The sequence below is a fragment of the Pseudomonas sp. GM84 genome, assembly GCF_000282535.1.
Lineage (GTDB): Bacteria > Pseudomonadota > Gammaproteobacteria > Pseudomonadales > Pseudomonadaceae > Aquipseudomonas.
The window spans coordinates 37,678-56,376 of the sequence record NZ_AKJC01000087.1 but is presented as its reverse complement, the minus strand read 5'-3'; the positions used below and the strand labels follow the sequence as shown (position 1 = coordinate 56,376).

At 63.1% G+C, this 18,699-nt stretch carries 21 protein-coding genes; 14 read left to right on the top strand and 7 right to left on the bottom strand.

The genetic code is table 11. The annotated features are described in order from the left end of the window. Positions 1-23: 23 nt before the first annotated feature. On the bottom strand, positions 24-1,028 hold the full coding sequence (locus PMI38_RS06980) for an LLM class flavin-dependent oxidoreductase (RefSeq protein ID WP_008092127.1): 1,005 nt from the start codon (positions 1,026-1,028) through the stop codon (positions 24-26). A 153-nt stretch (positions 1,029-1,181) separates the two neighbouring features. On the opposite strand from PMI38_RS06980, the gene PMI38_RS06975 reads away from it, so the two are divergent. Further along, complete coding sequence (locus tag PMI38_RS06975; RefSeq protein ID WP_008092126.1) at positions 1,182-1,607, top strand: OsmC family protein; 426 nt, start codon at positions 1,182-1,184, stop codon at positions 1,605-1,607. 73 nt (positions 1,608-1,680) lie between these two features. Further along, a complete protein-coding gene (locus tag PMI38_RS06970; protein WP_008092124.1) occupies positions 1,681-1,914 on the top strand; it encodes a DUF1161 domain-containing protein in 234 nt (77 codons plus the stop codon). A gap of 30 nt (positions 1,915-1,944) precedes the next feature. Here PMI38_RS06970 and PMI38_RS06965 read toward each other — a convergent pair whose 3' ends face one another. Both PMI38_RS06965 and PMI38_RS06960 read right to left on the bottom strand, forming a co-directional pair. Further along, on the bottom strand, positions 1,945-2,358 hold the full coding sequence (locus PMI38_RS06965) for a PA0061/PA0062 family lipoprotein (RefSeq protein ID WP_008092123.1): 414 nt from the start codon (positions 2,356-2,358) through the stop codon (positions 1,945-1,947). A gap of 55 nt (positions 2,359-2,413) precedes the next feature. Further along, on the bottom strand, positions 2,414-2,827 hold the full coding sequence (locus PMI38_RS06960) for a PA0061/PA0062 family lipoprotein (RefSeq protein WP_008092121.1): 414 nt from the start codon (positions 2,825-2,827) through the stop codon (positions 2,414-2,416). Positions 2,828-2,912: 85 nt separating this feature from the next. Here PMI38_RS06960 and PMI38_RS06955 point away from each other — a divergent pair, with 85 nt between their 5' ends. Then, on the top strand, positions 2,913-3,986 hold the full coding sequence (locus tag PMI38_RS06955) for an aminopeptidase (protein WP_043273185.1): 1,074 nt from the start codon (positions 2,913-2,915) through the stop codon (positions 3,984-3,986). A gap of 136 nt (positions 3,987-4,122) precedes the next feature. Here PMI38_RS06955 and PMI38_RS06950 read toward each other — a convergent pair whose 3' ends face one another. Next, the gene (locus PMI38_RS06950) at positions 4,123-4,773 is read right to left on the bottom strand and encodes an HAD family hydrolase (protein WP_008092119.1); all 651 of its coding nucleotides are present in this window, start codon (positions 4,771-4,773) and stop codon (positions 4,123-4,125) included. 19 nt (positions 4,774-4,792) lie between these two features. Beyond that, the gene (locus PMI38_RS06945; RefSeq protein WP_008092117.1) at positions 4,793-5,341 is read right to left on the bottom strand and encodes a gamma carbonic anhydrase family protein; all 549 of its coding nucleotides are present in this window, start codon (positions 5,339-5,341) and stop codon (positions 4,793-4,795) included. Between the two features lie 102 nt (positions 5,342-5,443). Between PMI38_RS06945 and prlC the strand changes: the two genes are divergently transcribed. The 5 genes from prlC to PMI38_RS06920 all read left to right on the top strand — a co-directional run bounded on the left by prlC (position 5,444) and on the right by PMI38_RS06920 (position 11,628). After that, complete coding sequence (gene prlC, locus PMI38_RS06940) at positions 5,444-7,495, top strand: oligopeptidase A (protein ID WP_008092115.1); 2,052 nt, start codon at positions 5,444-5,446, stop codon at positions 7,493-7,495. Further along, positions 7,492-7,773, top strand: a complete 282-nt coding sequence (locus tag PMI38_RS06935) for a YheV family putative zinc ribbon protein (protein WP_008092114.1) — start codon at positions 7,492-7,494, stop codon at positions 7,771-7,773. Before prlC ends, PMI38_RS06935 begins: the two co-directional genes overlap by 4 nt. Before the next feature lie 81 nt (positions 7,774-7,854). Further along, positions 7,855-8,913: a PA0069 family radical SAM protein gene (locus tag PMI38_RS06930; RefSeq protein ID WP_008092113.1), complete on the top strand. Its 1,059-nt coding sequence runs from the start codon at positions 7,855-7,857 to the stop codon at positions 8,911-8,913. A gap of 272 nt (positions 8,914-9,185) precedes the next feature. Next, positions 9,186-9,905, top strand: a complete 720-nt coding sequence (locus tag PMI38_RS06925) for a carbonic anhydrase (protein WP_008092112.1) — start codon at positions 9,186-9,188, stop codon at positions 9,903-9,905. Positions 9,906-10,101: 196 nt separating this feature from the next. After that, positions 10,102-11,628: a SulP family inorganic anion transporter gene (locus tag PMI38_RS06920; protein ID WP_162130461.1), complete on the top strand. Its 1,527-nt coding sequence runs from the start codon at positions 10,102-10,104 to the stop codon at positions 11,626-11,628. 147 nt (positions 11,629-11,775) lie between these two features. On the opposite strand, the gene PMI38_RS06915 is transcribed toward PMI38_RS06920, so the two are convergent. Then, positions 11,776-12,417: a hypothetical protein gene (locus PMI38_RS06915; protein ID WP_008092107.1), complete on the bottom strand. Its 642-nt coding sequence runs from the start codon at positions 12,415-12,417 to the stop codon at positions 11,776-11,778. A gap of 369 nt (positions 12,418-12,786) precedes the next feature. Here PMI38_RS06915 and coxB point away from each other — a divergent pair, with 369 nt between their 5' ends. From coxB to PMI38_RS06895, 4 genes are read left to right on the top strand one after another with little or no spacing between them, the layout of a single operon-like run. Continuing rightward, entirely contained in the window at positions 12,787-13,914 is a 1,128-nt protein-coding gene (gene coxB, locus PMI38_RS06910) for a cytochrome c oxidase subunit II (RefSeq protein WP_008092105.1), read from the top strand. A gap of 43 nt (positions 13,915-13,957) precedes the next feature. After that, complete coding sequence (gene ctaD / locus PMI38_RS06905) at positions 13,958-15,547, top strand: cytochrome c oxidase subunit I (protein WP_008092103.1); 1,590 nt, start codon at positions 13,958-13,960, stop codon at positions 15,545-15,547. Positions 15,548-15,556: 9 nt separating this feature from the next. Further along, entirely contained in the window at positions 15,557-16,123 is a 567-nt protein-coding gene (locus PMI38_RS06900; protein ID WP_008092102.1) for a cytochrome c oxidase assembly protein, read from the top strand. Between the two features lie 16 nt (positions 16,124-16,139). Then, complete coding sequence (locus PMI38_RS06895; protein WP_008092100.1) at positions 16,140-17,027, top strand: cytochrome c oxidase subunit 3; 888 nt, start codon at positions 16,140-16,142, stop codon at positions 17,025-17,027. Positions 17,028-17,131: 104 nt separating this feature from the next. On the opposite strand, the gene PMI38_RS06890 is transcribed toward PMI38_RS06895, so the two are convergent. Next, a complete protein-coding gene (locus tag PMI38_RS06890; RefSeq protein ID WP_008092098.1) occupies positions 17,132-17,335 on the bottom strand; it encodes a twin transmembrane helix small protein in 204 nt (67 codons plus the stop codon). Between the two features lie 64 nt (positions 17,336-17,399). Between PMI38_RS06890 and PMI38_RS06885 the strand changes: the two genes are divergently transcribed. Beyond that, positions 17,400-18,143: an SURF1 family protein gene (locus PMI38_RS06885; RefSeq protein ID WP_008092097.1), complete on the top strand. Its 744-nt coding sequence runs from the start codon at positions 17,400-17,402 to the stop codon at positions 18,141-18,143. Further along, positions 18,109-18,693 carry a hypothetical protein gene (locus PMI38_RS06880; RefSeq protein WP_008092095.1) on the top strand — a complete coding sequence of 195 codons (585 nt, stop codon included), beginning with the start codon at positions 18,109-18,111 and terminating at the stop codon, positions 18,691-18,693. Before PMI38_RS06885 ends, PMI38_RS06880 begins: the two co-directional genes overlap by 35 nt. Positions 18,694-18,699: the final 6 nt, after the last annotated feature.

Below are 18,699 nucleotides of genomic sequence, written 5' to 3'. Positions count from 1 at the left end.
GCCGGCTTGCCGGCGATCAGGCCCTACTCGGCCTTCAACGCCTGCGCCATCAATTCATAAGACCGCACCCGGTCGGCATGCTCATACAGGTCGCAGGTAAAGATCAGCTCATCCGCCCCGGTCTGCTCCAGCAGCACTTGCACCTTGGCCCGCACCTTCTGCGGGCTGCCGATCATCGCCAGACCCAGGAAACTGCCCACCGCGTCCCGCTCATGGGGCAGCCACAGCCCGTCCATGCTCTGCACCGGTGGCCGCTGCATCAGGCTTTGCCCGCGAATCAGCGCAAGGATGCGCTGGTACACCGAGGTGGCCAGGTATTCGGCCTTCTCGTCGGTTTCCGCCACCACCATCGGTACGCCAAGCATCACATAGGGCTTGTCCAGCGTGGTGGACGGCTTGAAATGGTCGCGGTAGATGCGGATTGCCTCATGCATGTAGCGCGGGGCGAAGTGCGAGGCGAAGGCATAGGGCATGCCGCGCATGCCGGCCAGCTGGGCGCTGAACAGGCTGGAGCCGAGCAGCCACATCGGCACTTCGGTGTCGTGTCCGGGCACAGCGATCACTTTTTGATCATCAAGGCGCGGGCCCAGGTAACGTGAAAGCTCTTCGACATCGTCCGGGAAGTCATCGGCACTGCCCGAGCGCTCGCGGCGCAGGGCATGGGCCGTCATGTGGTCGGAGCCTGGCGCACGGCCCAGGCCCAGGTCGATGCGTCCCGGGTACAGGCTCGCAAGGGTGCCGAACTGCTCGGCGATGACCAGCGGCGCATGGTTGGGCAGCATGACGCCGCCGGAGCCCACGCGGAGGGTCGAGGTGCCGCCCGCCAGGTAGCCGATCAGCACCGACGTGGCGGAACTGGCGATGCCGTCCATGTTGTGGTGTTCGGCCACCCAGAAGCGGTGATAGCCAAAGCGCTCGACGTGCTGGGCCAGGTCCAGGGAATTGCGCAGCGACTGCGCGGGCCCGGCGTCGGCGCGCACCGGCACCAGGTCGAGGGTGGAAATTTTCAGGTCGCGCAGCAGCGTCATCGAAGTCTCCTGGAACAGGGTTGGCCTGAGGCCTTTTCAACTCTGTATGGGCATATTCGGTGTATTCAATGGCTGCAGCGAGATTGCTCTGAACTTGCCGTAGGGCGCCGTCCTCTGAACTTTAAGCATGTAACCAAGCGACCAGGAGGCATCATGAAAAAGACAGCATCGGCGATCTGGCAAGGTGGTCTGAAGGATGGCAAGGGCCTGCTTTCGACGGAAAGCGGCGCGCTCAAGCAGAACCCCTATGGCTTCAACACCCGGTTCGAAGGCTCGCCTGGGACCAACCCGGAGGAACTGATCGGTGCCGCCCATGCGGGCTGCTTCTCGATGGCGCTGTCGATGATGCTTGGCGAAGCGGGCCTGACCGCAGAGCGGATCGACACCATCGCCGAAGTCAGCCTCGACAAACAGCCCGATGGTTTTGCCATCACCGCCGTGCACCTGATCCTCAAGGCCAAGGTGCCGGGGGCCAGCGAAGCGCAGTTCCTCGAAATCGCCAACAAGGCCAAGGCTGGGTGCCCGGTATCGAAGGTGCTGAACGCCACTATCAGCCTGGACGCCACGCTGGTGGGCTAAGCGGCGCAACGGGAGCGGTTTCCTGTAGTCTAAGAGGTGTCGGCAGCACAGCTGCCCTTCCAGGAGCCGTTCCATGATCCGCGTAGCAATCGCCGTGCTGGCGTCCCTGCTGGCCACATCTGCACTGGCGGCGGTCAAACCGTGCGAGGAACTGAAAGCCGAGATCGAAGCCAAGATCCAGGCACAGGGCGTACAGACCTATACCCTGGAGATCGTGCCCAACAGCGAGGTCAAGGATCAGAACATGGTCGTTGGCAGCTGTGATGGCGGGACCAGGAAGATCATCTACCAGAAGAATGGCCGGTAGCTGATTGGGGCCGCGTGGCGGCCCCGCATGCTAAGGGATGCAGAATACGTTGCTGGGCTCGTTCACCAGCACCTTGCGGCTGGCGTCATACAACAGCACTTGCGGCTCCATCACCGGTGCGCGGGCTTCCAGGCGGTAGCGTTCGCCGGCCTTGAAGTCGTCGAAGCGTACGGTCAGGTAGCAGGTGCGGTCTTTCGGCGATGTCAGCATGCCGCCGGCGTAGATCTCGTAATCGAAACGTACCACCAGTTCGTGCTTGCCCGGCGTGACCTGAAAGTAGCGGCCGTCATCCAGCCGTTTGCCGTCGAGGCGGTCGGCCATGATGACCCGGCCTGGGGTCATGGTGTAGAGGTCAATCCAGGCCTGCTTGGGGTCGACGGGCGGCAAGGGGCTGGCGCAAGCCCCCAGTGCACTGAGGGCGATCAGCATCATGGGCTGGCGCATGGTGAAACTCCCACTTGCGACTCACAAGCTACAAGCATAGCGCCGTTTGCGCCGTTCAGGTGCGTTGGCAGCCTGCCGGTATGCCCTGGCCGAGCAATTTCTGCTGGTCGTCATAGAGTTTGATCCACGGCCGGAACCCGATGCTGCCCGCCTGCAGCTGGTAGCGCTGGCCAGCGCTGAAATCCTTGAAGGTCAGGTTGAGTTGGCAGTCGCGCCACAGCGGCTCGGCGTCCGGGCCGATATTGCTCGGTGTGACCGGGAACTGGTAACGCACGGTCAGCTCGTGGCTGCCTGGCTGAACCTCGAAATAGCGGCTTTCGGCCCATTCACGTTCGTCAACCTGGACGGCGTGCAGGGAGGTGTTGTCGTGCGGGGTCAGGTCGATCCAGGCTTGGTTCGGGTCCGGGTTGGGCAAGGTCGAACAGGCCGATACCAGTAACAGTGAGCCGGCGACGAACAGTGCACGCATGGCGAAACTCCCCATTGGCGAGATAGTCTTGGAGCGTATCGGCCGTGAGCGAGTTGGACAGCCCAAGATGGTTTGGTTTTTTCTTTTGAAGCGCTCAGGCCCTGGGCCACTCGACCGCGTTTTCAGCGCTTTGGTTCCCGTTTTGGGCGTTTTTCTGCTGAACGGTTGCAGCAGCCTTGGCTATTACGGCCAGTTGGCCGAGGGCCAATGGCAACTGCTGCGGGCGCGCCAGCCGGTAGAAAAGGTGATTGCCGACCCGGCCAGCAGCGCGCAATTGCGAGCCCGCCTGGAGCACGCCGTGCAGGCGCGGGCATTCGCCAGCCGGCACCTGGCCCTACCCGACAACCGCAGCTACCGGGTGTATGCCGACTTGGGGCGGCCCTACGTGGTGTGGAACGTGTTCGCCACGCCTGAGCTGTCGCTGCAGCCGGTGACCCACTGCTTCCCGATTGCCGGCTGCGTCGCCTACCGCGGCTATTACCAGAAGGGCGCGGCCCGTGGTGCGGCGGCGTTGATGCGCCAGGACGGCATGGACGTGTACGTGGGCGGTGTGGAGGCCTACTCGACCCTGGGCTGGTTTGATGACCCGATCCTGTCGACGATGCTCGGCTGGGGAGACGAGCGCCTGGCGACGCTGATCTTTCATGAGTTGGCCCACCAGCGTTTCTACCTGCAGGACGACACCGCGTTCAACGAGTCATTCGCCACCTTCGTCGAGCAGGAAGGAACGCGGCAATGGCGTGCGGCGCGCGGGCTTGCGGCGATTGACGATAGCCAGGCCGGGCAGCGCGAGCAGTTCACCCGGCTGGTGCTGGCGAGCCGTGAGCGGCTGCAGGGGATTTATGCCGGGCCGTTGGATGATGCGCACAAGCGTGCGGCCAAACAGGCGGAGTTCGAGCGTTTGCGGCGCGAGTACCGTGAGGTGCGTGACCGTGAATGGGGCGGGGATAAACGCTACGACGCCTGGATCTATGGACCGATGAACAATGCCAAGTTGCTGCCGTTTGGGCTGTATGACCAGTGGGTGCCGGCGTTTGCGGCGCTGTTTCGGGAGGTTGGGGGGGACTGGGCGCGGTTCTACGAGCGGGTTGAGGGGTTGGGGCGGTTGTCGGTTGAGGAGCGCAAGGCGGCGTTGGCGCGATTGCTGGTTAGTCAGTGAGATTTTGGGGCCGCTTTGCGGCCCATTCGCGGGACAAGCCCGCTCCCACAGGTATTGCACTGACACTGAAAGCGGTGGGGTACCTGTGGGAGCGGGCTTGTCCCGCGAATGGGCTGCAAAGCAGCCCCATTGCGCCCTAGGCTTTGATGAAAGCCTGATGCATCTCGGCCACGGTTGCGAAGTGAAATTCTGGCGTGTGGGCCCTCAACTCCTCCTCGCTACCAAACCCATACCCCACCGCCACCGCCTGCACCCCATTGCTCCGCGCGCCGATCAGGTCGTGCTTGCGATCGCCGATCATCAGCGTCTGCGCCGGGTCCAACCCTTCCTCATCCAGCAAATGGCGGATCAGTTCGACCTTGTTGGTGCGCGTACCGTCCAGCTCACTGCCGTAGATGACCTTGAAATGATGGTCGAAGGCAAAGTGCCGGGCGATCTCGCGGGCAAATTCCCAAGGTTTGGAAGTGGCGATGTACAGGGTGCGGCCCTGGTCGTTCAGCGCCTGGAGCAGCTCCGGCACGCCATCGAACACCAGGTTCTCGTACAGGCCGGTGACGCGGAAACGTTCCCGGTAGAAGTTCACCGCGTCCCACGCCTTGGCTTCGTCAAAGCTGTAGAACTGCATGAAAGCCTGCAGCAGGGGCGGCCCGATGAAGTGCTCGAGCCGCGTCAGGTCCGGCTCGTCGATGCCCAGTTTGGCCAGGGCGAACTGGATCGAGCGGGTGATGCCCAGGCGTGGGTCGGTCAGGGTGCCGTCAAGGTCGAAAAGGATGTTCTGCTGGTGCATGTATGAGGTTCCACTCAAGTCATTCAGGTTGGTCGTAGCCTTCGGCCAGGTGCTGGTCCTTGAGCTTCACGTAGTTGCTGGCGCTGTAGGGGAAAAACGCGCGCTCCTTGTCGGTCAATGGACGGGCCTGCTTCACCGGGCTGCCCACATACAGGTAGCCGCTTTCCAGGCGCTTGCCTGGCGGCACCAGGCTGCCGGCGCCGATGATCACCTCGTCCTCGACGATGGCACCGTCCATGATGGTACTGCCCATGCCGACCAGGATGCGATTGCCCAAGGTGCAACCGTGCAGCATGACCTTGTGACCGATGGTCACCTCGTCGCCGATGATCAGCGGGAAACCGTCCGGGTTGAACGGGCCGGCATGGGTGATGTGCAGCACGCTGCCGTCCTGCACGCTGGTGCGCGCACCGATGCGGATACGGTGCATGTCGCCGCGCACCACGGTCAGCGGCCACACCGAGCTGTCCTCGCCGATTTCCACGTCGCCCAGCACCACCGCCGAACGGTCGACAAAAGCCCGTGGTGCAACTTTCGGAGTGTGTTGCTGGAAGCGTCGGATGGCCATGATAGCGTCTCTCATCTGTGCCGATAGGCAGGCTGCCTGCTGCGGTCGGCGTCGATTGTAATTAAGATGGGGAAGTGTTTCTTCTGCCAAGGTATCCAAACCGTGAGTGCCAACAACCCGCTTCTGCAATCCTATGATCTGCCGCCCTTCTCGGCGATCCGTGCCGAACACGTGCTGCCGGCCATCGAACAGATCCTGGCCGATAACCGCAAGGCCATTGCCGAGATCCTCGAAAAGCAAGGCAAGAACCCCACCTGGGCTGGCCTGGTGCTGGCCATGGACGAACTGAACGACCGCCTGGGCGCCGCCTGGAGCCCCGTCAGCCACCTCAATGCGGTGTGCAACAGCCCGGCGCTGCGCGAGGCCTATGAGTCCTGCCTGCCGGCGCTGAGTGCCTACTCTACCGAACTGGGCCAGAACCGTGCCTTGTTCGAAGCCTACGAGGCCTTGATCAACAGCCCGGAGGCCGCAGGCTTCGACGTGGCGCAGAAAACTATCCTCGAACATGCCCTGCGTGACTTCCGCCTGTCGGGTATCGACCTGCCGGCCGACCAGCAGCAGCGCTATGCCGAGGTGCAGAGCAAGCTCAGCGAGCTGGGCAGCCGTTTCTCCAACCAGCTGCTCGACGCCACCCAGGCCTGGACCAAGCACGTCACTGACGAAGCGGCCCTCGCCGGCCTGACCGATTCGGCCAAGGCGCAGATGGCCGCCGCTGCCCAGGCCAAGGGCCTCGAAGGCTGGCTGATCACCCTGGAATTCCCCAGCTACTACGCGGTGATGACCTACGCCAGCGACCGCGCCCTGCGTGAAGAGCTGTACGCCGCCTACTGCACCCGTGCCTCGGACCAGGGCCCGAATGCCGGCCAGTTCGACAACGGCCCGGTGATGCACGAGATCCTCGACCTGCGTCAGGAACTGGCCGCCCTGCTGGGCTACAAGAACTACGCCGAACTGAGCCTGGCCACCAAGATGGCCGAATCCAGCGACCAGGTGCTGAGCTTCCTGCGTGACCTGGCCAAGCGTTCCAAACCCTTCGCCGCCCAGGACCTGGAGCAGCTCAAGGCCTACGCCGCCGAGCAAGGTTGCGCCGAGCTGGCCAGCTGGGACGCCGGCTACTTTGGCGAGAAACTGCGCGAACAGCGTTACAGCGTGTCGCAGGAAACCCTGCGCGCGTACTTCCCGATCGACAAGGTGCTGTCCGGCCTGTTCAGCATCGTCCAGCGCCTGTACGGCATCGAAATCGCCGAACTCAAGGGCTTCGACAGCTGGCACCCGGACGTGCGCCTGTTCGAGATCAAGGAAAACGGCCAGCACGTCGGCCGCTTCTTCTTCGATCTCTATGCCCGCGCCAACAAGCGTGGCGGCGCCTGGATGGACGGCGCCCGCGACCGTCGCCGCACTGCCGAAGGCGCATTGCAGAGCCCGGTGGCCAACCTGGTGTGCAACTTCACCCCAGCCGCGCCCGGCAAGCCTGCGCTGCTGACCCATGATGAAGTCACCACCCTGTTCCACGAGTTCGGCCACGGCCTGCACCACTTGCTGACCCGCATCGAGCATGCCGGTGTTTCCGGTATCAATGGCGTGGCCTGGGATGCGGTCGAGCTGCCGAGCCAGTTCATGGAAAACTGGTGCTGGGAGCCGGAAGGCCTGGCACTGATCTCCGGCCACTACGAGACGGGCACCGCCCTGCCCCAGGACCTGCTGGACAAGATGCTGGCGGCGAAGAACTTCCAGTCGGGCATGATGATGGTGCGCCAGCTGGAGTTCTCGCTGTTCGACTTCGAGCTGCATGCCAGCCATGGCGATGGCCGCAGTGTGCTGCAGGTGCTCGAAGGCGTGCGCGACGAGGTGTCGGTCATGCGTCCACCGGCGTACAACCGCTTCCCCAACAGCTTTGCGCACATCTTCGCCGGCGGTTACGCGGCGGGCTACTACAGCTACAAGTGGGCCGAAGTCCTGTCGGCGGATGCCTTCTCGCGCTTCGAGGAAGAAGGTGTGCTCAATGCTGAAACCGGCCGCGCCTTCCGTGAGGCGATTCTGGCCCGTGGTGGTTCCCGCGAACCGATGGTGCTGTTCGTCGACTTCCGCGGCCGCGAACCTTCCATCGATGCACTGTTGCGCCACTGCGGCCTGAGCGAGGTCGCGGCGGCATGAGCGAGGTAGTTGTGAACAAGACCAAGAAGCGCTTCATCGCCGGGGCGGTCTGCCCGGCGTGCAGCGAGCCGGACAAGCTGATGATGTGGAGCGAGGATGACGTGCCGCACCGTGAGTGCGTCGCCTGCGGCTTCACCGACACCCTCAACGAACAGGGCCTGTCGGTACCCAAGGAGCTGGGCACCCGGGTCAACCACCTGGCGCCCAAGGCTGCCCCGGCCAAGGTGCAGACGGTGCAGTTCTTCCCCAATCCGAAGCTGAAGAAACCGGCCGACTAAGCGCTCCGTTGGCTGACCAGAGGCGCTGGAAGAATCCTCCTTGTCGCGATACTGTATATGAGTACAGTATCGGGGTGAGCGATGATTCCTCCAGCACCGCAAAAGGGCCGTGGCACGGCGCACAATCCGCACAACCGTTTTGCCCCGAGCCATTCGGTGGCGGAGGATGACGGCTGGTACCAGGAAGTGCCGCTCACCCAGGGCACCGAGGTGCGCATCGAGACGGCCAAGACGGTCATTACCCGCAATACCTCGCCCGACCTGCCCTTCGACCGCTCCATCAATCCCTATCGCGGTTGCGAGCATGGCTGTATCTACTGCTATGCCCGCCCTTCCCATGCCTACTGGGACCTTTCTCCGGGCCTGGACTTCGAAACCAAGCTGATCGCCAAGACCAACGCCGCCGAAGTGCTCGCGCAGCAGCTGAGCAAGCCGGGCTACGTTTGCGCGCCGATCAACCTGGGCTCCAACACGGACCCCTACCAACCCATCGAGCGCGAGCAGCAACTGACCCGGCGCCTGCTCGAAGTGCTGCTGCGCTTTCGCCACCCGGTGACCATCGTCACCAAGGGCTCGCTGGTGTTGCGCGATCTCGACCTGTTGTCCGAGATGGCCAGCCAGCGGCTGGCGCGGGTGATGATCAGCCTGACCACGCTGGACGATGACCTCAAGCGGGTACTGGAGCCGCGCGCGGCGTCGCCCAAGGCGCGGCTGAGAGCGATCCGGGTGTTGCGCGAGGCAGGCGTACCGGTGGGCGTGCTGTGTTCGCCGATGATTCCGATGGTCAATGACAGCGAACTGGAGCGCCTGCTCGAAGCGGCCAGGGAGGCTGGCGCGCAAAGCGCGGCCTACATGATGCTGCGCCTGCCGCTGGAAGTGGCGCCGTTGTTCGAGCAGTGGCTGAAGGACCATTACCCCCAGCGGGCAACCCACGTGCTCAGCCTGATTCGGCAAAGCCGGGGTGGCGAGCTGTATGACAGCCGGTTCGGCGCGCGAATGCGGGGAGAAGGTGTGTTCGCCGAGCTGCTGGCGCAGCGCTTTGCCAAGGCGATGCGGCGCTTGCAGTTCGAAGGGCGGGAAGCGCAGGCACTGGATTGTTCGGCATTCTGTCCACCTGGGGGGCAGATGGCGCTGTTCTGATCCTTCAATCCAACTAATCCAAGCTCATAATTTCATTCAGGGCTCTTGGCAGTTGATGCTTTTTTGCTATTATTCAGATCCCGCCTTTCTCTTCTGGAACAGCCGTTCTAGAGCCTTCGAATTAAGTTTCAGTTAAGTTTTCCCCGCTAGCGTAGGAAACCAGTCCACGAAGACTGTGATCTATGGCTCGTGCGTGTCATCTAAAACCCTGCATAGCCAGAATCTTTCACCGGTAAACTGGATTTACCAAAACACCGTCAAGAGGATGAATCATGCCCGTCAAGGACCCATCCAAGGTCATTCCGCAGGCCCCGGCGGAAAGCGCCGATGCCGCACTGAAGCACATCGTCGACGGCTTCCTGCGTTTTCACCATGACGTCTTTCCCGAGCAACAAGAGCTGTTCAAGAAGCTCGCCACGGCGCAAACCCCACGCGCCATGTTCATCACCTGTGCCGACTCGCGCATCGTCCCCGAGCTGATCACCCAGAGCTCGCCAGGCGACCTGTTCGTGACCCGTAACGTCGGCAACGTGGTGCCGCCCTATGGGCAGATGAACGGCGGTGTTTCCAGCGCCATCGAGTACGCGGTTTCGGCGCTGAAGGTGCACCACATCATCATCTGTGGTCACTCCGACTGCGGTGCCATGCGCGCGGTGCTCAACCCGCAGTCGCTGGCCAAGATGCCGACCGTTTCCGCCTGGCTGCGTCACGCCGAAGTGGCACGCACCGTGGTCGAGAACAACTGCTCCTGCGGCAGCGAGCATGAAACCATGCAGGTGCTGACCAAGGAAAACGTCATCGCCCAGCTGCACCACTTGCGCACCCACCCGTCCGTGGCTTCGCGCCTGGCGGCTGGCGAGCTGTACATCCACGGCTGGGTGTACGACATCGAAACCAGCAAGATCGAAGCCTACGACGCCCTCAGCGACAGCTTCCTGCCTTTGGCCGCTGGCGAGCCGGTCCCCTGCGCCACTCCGAGAGGCCGCTACTAAGCGACCCGTCCCACGCTAGAACCTTGATAGCCGGCTGCACCCACTAGGGTGTGGCGCGGCCTTCTGCTGCCTTGAATTCCCTGATTGCCCTGCCGGCATTCTCGCTGGCGGCTTGCGCCTGGGCGCGTGTCAGGGGCCAACGTGCCCACGGCCAGAGGAATGGCCGTGTGACTGAGAAAGGAGAAATACGGTGAACATGACACAGTTGAAAGCGGCCCTGCCGCGTGAGTTGTTGGCGTCGGTGGTGGTCTTCCTGGTCGCCCTGCCGTTGTGCATGGGTATCGCGATCGCCTCGGGCATGCCGCCGGCGAAGGGCCTGATTACCGGCATCATCGGCGGTATCGTGGTGGGCTTCCTGGCAGGCTCGCCCCTGCAGGTCAGCGGCCCCGCCGCAGGCCTGGCGGTGCTGGTATTCGAGCTGGTGCGCCAGCATGGCGTGGCCATGCTCGGGCCGATCCTGCTGCTGGCCGGGGTCTTGCAGTTGCTGGCCGGGCGCTTGCGCCTGGGTTGCTGGTTCCGCGTCACGGCGCCAGCGGTGGTGTACGGCATGCTGGCCGGTATTGGCGTGCTGATCGTGCTGTCACAGGTGCACGTGATGTTCGACACGGCGCCGCAGCCCTCCGGCATGCAGAACCTGTTGGCGTTCCCCGCGACCGTCGCCGCTGCCTTGCCACTGGAAAGCGAAGGCGCAGGCTGGCAGGCCGGGGCACTTGGCCTGGGCACCATCGCCGTGATGTGGGCCTGGGAGCGGCTGCGGCCGCAGAAGCTGCGCTTCATTCCCGGTGCCCTGTTGGGCGTGGCGGCCATGACGGCCATCAGCCTGTGGCTGGCGCTGCCGGTGAACCGGGTGCAGGTTCCGGCGGACCTCTCGCAAGCCATCGACTGGATACGCCCGGATGACCTGCTCAAGCTCGCCGACCCCACCTTGCTGGTGGCGGCCTTCGCCCTGGCCTTCATCGCCAGTGCCGAAACCTTGCTGTCGGCCGCCGCCGTGGACCGCATGCACAGCGGCCAGCGTTCGGACTTCGACCGCGAGCTGTCGGCCCAGGGGATCGGCAACATGCTCTGCGGTGTGCTTGGCGCCTTGCCGATGACCGGCGTGATCGTGCGCAGCTCGGCGAACGTGCAGGCCGGTGCGCAGACCCGCGCTTCAGCCATCTTCCATGGTCTGTGGCTGCTGGCCTTCGTCGTGGTGCTCAGCAGTGTGCTGCAGCAGATTCCGGTGGCCAGCCTGGCGGGCGTGCTGGTGTTCACGGGGATCAAGCTGGTGGATGTGAAGGCGTTGCGTGGATTGGGGCGCTATGGGCGGATGCCGATGTTCACCTACGCGGCGACTGCGCTGGCGATCATCTTTACCGATCTGCTGACGGGGGTGCTGCTGGGCTTTGCCCTGACGCTGCTGAAACTGGCCTTCAAGGCGGCACGCCTGAAGATCAACCTGGTGAGCCTGGACCAGCCCGGGCATATGGAACTGCGCCTGGGAGGTGCTGCTACGTTCCTCAAGGTGCCTGCGCTGACCCAGGTGCTGGATACCGTACCGGCGGGGACCACGCTGCATGTGCCGTTGGGCAACCTCAGCTATATCGACCACTCTTGCCTTGAATTGCTTGAGGACTGGAGCCGGAGCAATGCCGCCCATGGGTCGCGGTTGGTGATCGAGCAGCGGCGGTTGAAGCGGCGGATCGAGGGGCGGATGCGCACTTCTGCTGGGATTGGCGCCTAGTTGCGACCATTTTCGTAGACTGAGCTGGACTCTTCGCGGGACAAGCCCGCTCCCACAGGTTATGTACTGCTCTTCAGAGCAACACCGTACTTGTGGGAGCGGGCTTGTCCCGCGAAGAGGCCAGCTCAGACACCATCAACGTCGAAATCAGGCGGGCTGGCCCAGCTCCACGCCCAGCTGGCGCGACAGGCATGGCCAGCGCTTCCAGGCGGCGCCGGTTTCCGGGCTGCACAGGGCCTCGCGATAGGCCTCCACCGACTCTGCCGCAAAGCTTTCGTCGTTGAGCATCTCATCCACCGAATGGTGCACAACCTCATCCAGCTGGTTGGCAAAGGTCTCGCCGATCAGCTGATGCGCGATCAGGTTGGCCAGGGTGGTATCGAAAGGAATCAGCGGCTGCTGGAAATGGCGGATGTACAGGTCGTTCACTTCTTCCACCAGGCGATGCGCCAGGTAGGCTTCATCCAGCAGGCAGTCTAGGCCAACCTGCCCCTGCATCACGCTCGGTGGTTGCAGGAAATAGGCCTCGGCGATCTTCAGAACCGGTTTGATCTGCGACTCGATACCGGCTTCGCGGGCCACCTCATGGGCAGCCTCGATCAGCTCCGGAACCTGGTCGATGTAAGCGCTGACGAAGCGCGCCAAAGTACCCTGGGCGTCCTGCTCAGGCAGTTGGATCGAGGGGTGCAGGTGTGGCAGTTGCAGCTCGAGACGCTCTTTCAGTTGACCGGTACGGCCTTCGTGATCGTGGGCTTGGCTAATTTGCTCGCGTACAGCAGCGATGTTCATGACAACTCCAGGGACAAGACGTTTCAAACGGAAGACACTAAATTAGCTCGGTATACCGAATACCTAAGACTCATTTGTTATAAATCTCGCAAACGTGTGCGCTGTTGGGTATAACCAAGTGCCACCATTATGCCAGACCCTATCTAGCGCGCGGCTTGCGCGTCATTTCACAATTTCATGCAGTTCATTTCTCCCCTCGCGTTGCGTGCCATTGGTCGGTGTCTATACTCGGGTTGAACGTGATTCGTTGATGAGGCCCGTCTGCTTTCGCAGGGGGCTCGGTCGTCGAAGTCAGGCAGTCTTGACCGCCGTTCCCGCTTGCCGCAGGCCACGCCTTCGGGACAACAAGAACTAGAAGGGGAACCCGCAATGATGCGACATCCACATGTCTGGATGGGCCTTCTGTTGTGGTCGGTTTTCGGTCAGGCCAACGCCGCCTGGACCGTGAACATGGCGCCAGGGGCGACGGAAGTCTCCAACGCCGTGTTCGACCTGCACATGACCATCTTCTGGATCTGCGTGATCATCGGCGTCGTGGTGTTCGGCGCGATGTTCTGGTCCATGGTCCTGCACCGGCGTTCCACTGGCCAGCAGGCCGCGCATTTCCACGAGCATACCTGGGTGGAAATCCTCTGGACCGTGGTCCCCTTCCTGATTCTCGTGGCCATGGCCATTCCCGCCACCAAGACCCTGATCGACATCTACGACGCCAGTGAGTCGGATATCGACATTCAGGTCACCGGCTACCAGTGGAAATGGCACTACAAATACCTGGGCCAGGACGTGGAGTTCTTCAGCAACCTGGCTACCCCTGCCGATCAGATCCACAACAAGGCCGCCAAGGACGAACATTACCTGCTCGAAGTCGACCAGCCGCTGGTGCTGCCGGTGGGGGCGAAAGTGCGCTTTCTGGTGACCGCCGCCGACGTGATCCATTCCTGGTGGGTACCGGCCTTCGCGGTCAAGCGTGACGCTATCCCGGGGTTCGTCAACGAAGCCTGGACGCGCATCGAGAAGCCCGGCATCTACCGCGGCCAGTGCACCGAGCTGTGCGGCAAGGACCACGGCTTCATGCCGGTGGTGGTCGAGGTCAAGTCCAAGGCCGACTACGACACCTGGCTCGCCGAGCGCAAGGCCGAGGCGGCCAAGCTCAAGGAGCTGACCAGCAAGGAATGGACCCTCGAAGAGCTGGTCGAGCGCGGCGACAAGGTCTACCACACCACCTGCGTCGCCTGTCACCAGGCCGAAGGCCAGGGCCTGCCGCCGATGTTCCCGGCGCTCAAGGGCTCGAAGATCGCTACCGGGCCGAAGGAAGGCCACCTGGGCATCGTCTTCCATGGCAAGCCTGGCACTGCCATGGCTGCATTCGGCAAGCAGCTGTCGGAAGTCGACATCGCCGCCGTGGTCACCTACGAGCGCAACGCCTGGGGCAACAACAAGGGCGACATGGTCACGCCGAAGGACGTGCTGGCGCTCAAGCAGGCAGAAGCGCAATGAACCGGGTTACTCGCGGCAATCAATGGATTGCAGGAGACAGGACATGAGTGCAGTGATCGACGACCACGCCCACGGCCATGACCACGCACATGGCCCGGCCAAGGGCCTGATGCGCTGGGTGCTGACCACCAACCACAAGGACATCGGCACGATGTACCTGTGGTTCAGCTTCATCATGTTCCTGCTCGGCGGCTCGTTCGCCATGGTGATCCGCGCCGAACTGTTCCAGCCCGGGCTGCAGATCGTGCAACCTGAGTTCTTCAACCAGATGACCACCATGCACGGCCTGATCATGGTGTTCGGCGCGGTGATGCCGGCCTTCGTCGGCCTGGCCAACTGGATGATCCCGCTGATGATCGGCGCGCCGGACATGGCCCTGCCGCGGATGAACAACTTCAGTTTCTGGCTGTTGCCGGCGGCCTTCCTGCTGCTGGTTTCGACCTTGTTCACCCCGGGCGGCGGGCCCAACTTCGGCTGGACCTTCTATGCGCCGCTGTCGACCACCTACGCACCGGCCAGCGTCACCTTCTTCATCTTCGCCATTCACCTGATGGGCATCAGCTCGATCATGGGCGCGATCAACGTGATCGCCACCATCCTCAACCTGCGCGCACCCGGCATGACATTGATGAAGATGCCATTGTTCGTCTGGACCTGGCTGATCACCGCGTTCCTGCTCATTGCGGTGATGCCGGTGCTGGCCGGCGTGGTGACCATGATGCTGATGGACATCCACTTCGGCACCAGTTTCTTCAGCGCCGCCGGCGGCGGCGACCCGGTGCTGTTCCAGCACGTGTTCTGGTTCTTCGGCCACCCCGAGGTGTACATCATGATCCTGCCGGCCTTCGGCGCGGTCAGTTCGATCATCCCGGCGTTTTCGCGCAAGCCACTGTTCGGCTACACCTCGATGGTCTATGCCACCGGGGCCATCGCCTTCCTGTCGTTCATCGTCTGGGCCCACCACATGTTCGTGGTCGGCATCCCGGTGGTCGGTGAGCTGTTCTTCATGTACGCCACCATGCTGATTGCGGTGCCCACCGGGGTGAAGGTGTTCAACTGGGTCAGCACCATGTGGGAAGGCTCGCTGACCTTCGAGACACCGATGCTGTTCGCCATCGCCTTTGTCATCCTGTTCACCATCGGTGGCTTCTCCGGGCTGATGCTGGCGATTGCTCCCGCCGACTTCCAGTACCACGACACCTACTTCGTGGTGGCGCATTTCCACTACGTGCTGGTGCCGGGGGCGATCTTCGGCATCTTCGCCTCGGCCTACTACTGGCTGCCGAAGTGGACCGGGCACATGTACGACGAAACCCTCGGCAAGCTGCACTTCTGGCTGTCGTTCGTCGGCATGAACATGGCCTTCTTCCCCATGCATTTCGTTGGCCTGGCCGGCATGCCACGGCGCATCCCCGACTACAACCTGCAGTTCGCCGACTTCAACATGGTGTCGTCGATCGGTGCCTTCATGTTCGGCGCCACGCAGATCTTCTTCCTGTTCATCGTCATCAAGTGCATCCGCGGCGGCGCGCCGGCACCGGCCAAGCCGTGGGACGGTGCCGAGGGCCTGGAGTGGTCGATCCCCTCGCCTGCGCCCTACCACACCTTCCAGACGCCACCGGAAGTGAAATAGGGAACCGCCATGACCGGCCAACCGCTCAAACGCCTGGTGCTGCGCCTGCTGATGCTGACGGTGGTGATGTTCGCCTTCGGCTTCGCCCTGGTGCCGATCTACGACGTGATGTGCAAGGCCTTCGGCATCAATGGCAAGACCGGTGGGCAATACGAAGGCAGCCAGGTCAGCGACCCGACGCGTTCGGTGCGGGTGCAGTTCATGTCGACCAATGCCGGTGACATGGTCTGGGACTTCTATTCCACCGCCGACCAGATCGAGGTCAACCCGGGGGCGGTCAACCAGATGATCTTCATCGCCCACAACCCGACCGACCGGCCCATGAGTGCCCAGGCCATACCGAGCATCACCCCGGCCGAAGCCGCGGCGTACTTCCACAAGACCGAGTGCTTCTGCTTTACCCAGCAGGTGCTGCAGCCCGGCGAACGCATCGAAATGCCGGTGCGCTTCATCGTCGACCGCGACCTGCCGGCCAGCGTGAAGCACCTGACACTGGCCTACACCTTGTTCGACATCACCGCTCGCCACCCGCCGGTCGCCCACAACGCGGCCCAGGACGTCCAGGGCGCCCGTTAAGGGAAGGAGAACAGCAATGGCAAGTCACGAGCACTACTATGTTCCGGCGCAGAGCAAGTGGCCGATCATCGCCACCATCGGCATGTTCATCACCGTGTTCGGCCTGGGTACCTGGTTCAACGACCTCAAGGCCGGCCACCCCGACTCCCACGGGCCGCTGATCTTCTTCGTCGGTGCGCTGTTCCTGGTCTACATGCTGTTCGGCTGGTTCGGGGCGGTGGTCAAGGAAAGCCGAGCCGGGCTCTACAGCTCGCAGCTCGACCGCTCGTTCCGCTGGGGCATGAGCTGGTTCATCTTCTCTGAAGTGATGTTCTTCATGGCCTTCTTCGGCGCGCTGTTCTATGTGCGCGTGCTGGCCGGGCCGTGGCTCGGTGGCGAGGGTGCCAAGGGGGTCGCGCACATGCTCTGGCCCAGCTTCGAATTCGCCTGGCCACTGCTGCACACGCCAGACCCCAAGCTGTTCCCGCCGCCCAAGGAAGTCATCGACCCGTGGCACCTGCCGCTGATCAACACCATTCTGCTGGTCAGCTCCAGCGTGACCATCACCATCGCCCACCACGCCCTGCGCCGTGACCATCGCGGTGCGCTGAAGCTGTGGATGGCGCTGACCATCATTCTGGGCATCAGCTTTATCACGTTGCAGGCCTACGAGTACCACGAGGCCTATACCAAGCTGGGGCTGACCCTCGGTTCGGGGATCTACGGCGCGACGTTCTTCATGCTCACGGGCTTCCACGGTGCCCACGTGACCCTGGGCACGATCATCCTGATCGTCATGTTCGCGCGCATCCTGCGCGGGCATTTCAACCCCGAGAAACACTTCGGTTTCGAAGCGGCCAGCTGGTACTGGCACTTCGTCGATGTGGTGTGGGTGGGGTTGTTCATCTTTGTGTATGTGCTTTAGGGCCCTATCGCCAGCAAGCTGGCTCCCACATGTTCACCACAGCTTTCAAGAGCGGCGCTGAACCCTGTGGGAGTCGGCTTGCCGGCGATAGGGTCAGTACGAATTCAGAAGGGAGCATGCGAGACAAGCTGGCCACTGATGAAGCCATACGCCACCAGGCCAATGGTCAGGCTGGCCAAGGTGACACGCACGGTCAGCGCCTTCAGCAGGCGGGTCGAGTTCTCATCGTCCTTGACCAGAAACACCAGGCCACTGAACAGGCTGGCAACCGTGGCCAACAGCAGCAGGACAATCGCGGCCTTGAGCATGGCGACAACTCCGGGGGAATGCAGTGATGAATACAAGTATAGCGACTGACCCGACGAGCCTTCGATGAGGCCCTTTCGCCCAGGCTGGATACCAACCCTGGTGGTGCTCGCGCTACTACCGGGGTTGGTTGCGCTGGGCTGCTGGCAGCTTGGCCGGGCCGACGAGAAGCGCGCGCTCCTGGCTACCTACGCCCAGCGCAGTGCTGATGCGCCGCTGGCCATTTCCAGCTTGCAGCAAAGCAGCGATCCGGCCTTCCGCCAGGTCCACCTGTATGGCCGTTTCGATGCCGAGCACAGCCTGCTGCTGGACAACCGCATACGTGACGGGCAGGCCGGTGTCGAGCTGCTGCAGCCGTTCCACGATCAGCCCAGCGGCCTGTGGCTGTTGGTCAACCGTGGCTGGCTGGCGTGGCCCGACCGGCGTGTGCCGGTGCATTTCGACACGCCCAGCCAGGCGTTGGCCCTGGATGCCTCGGTGTACGTGGCGCCGGGCAGCACCTTCCAGTTGCACCCCGACCCGGCGGGCGGCCAGTGGCCGCACCTGCTGACGGCCATACACCCCGAACAGCTGTGGCAGCAGCTCGACCGCGAGGGCTTTGCCTATGAGCTGCGCCTGCAGCCCGGCCCGGCCAGCTACCGCCTGGACTGGCCGGTCGTCGCCATGGGCCCGGAAAAGCACCTGGGCTACGCCGTGCAGTGGTTTGCCCTGGCCGGCGCCCTGGTGCTGCTCTACCTCTACTTTGGTTGGCACAACAAGAAAAAGGAGAATCACCATGGCCGCCGCCACCACTCCACTGGACGCGCCTGAACGTGGCAAACCCAGAGCCCGCGGGCGTTTGCAGCTGATCCTGATCCTCCTGGTGGTGCTTGGGCCGATGATCCTGGCCACCAGCATGTACAAGCTCAAGTTCTGGGTACCGGACGGGCGCAGCTATCACGGGGCGATGGTCGGCAACGGCCAGACACGCGCCGATATCGGTATCGCGGGCGAGGACGCACGTTGGCAGCTGCTGGTCGCTGCACCCGAGGCCTGTGCCGAGGATTGCCAGCGCCTGGTGTACCTGGCGCGGCAGATCCAGGTCGGCCTGGGCCGTGACGCCAGCCGCGCCAGCCATGCCCTGGCCGCTTCCCAGCCGTTGAGCGCGGATTACCAGGAGCTGCTGGGGCGGGAGTACCCGCAGCTGCAACGTTATCCACTGGATGCCCCGCACTACGTGCAGAAGGTCGGCGAGCCCGGTCCGCAGCTGTGGATCGTCGACCCGCACGGCAACCTGGTGCTGCGCTATGACGGCAAGGTCAATGGCAAACATGTGCTGGACGACCTGCGCCACCTGCTCAAGCTGTCCAACATCGGCTAGGAGCCT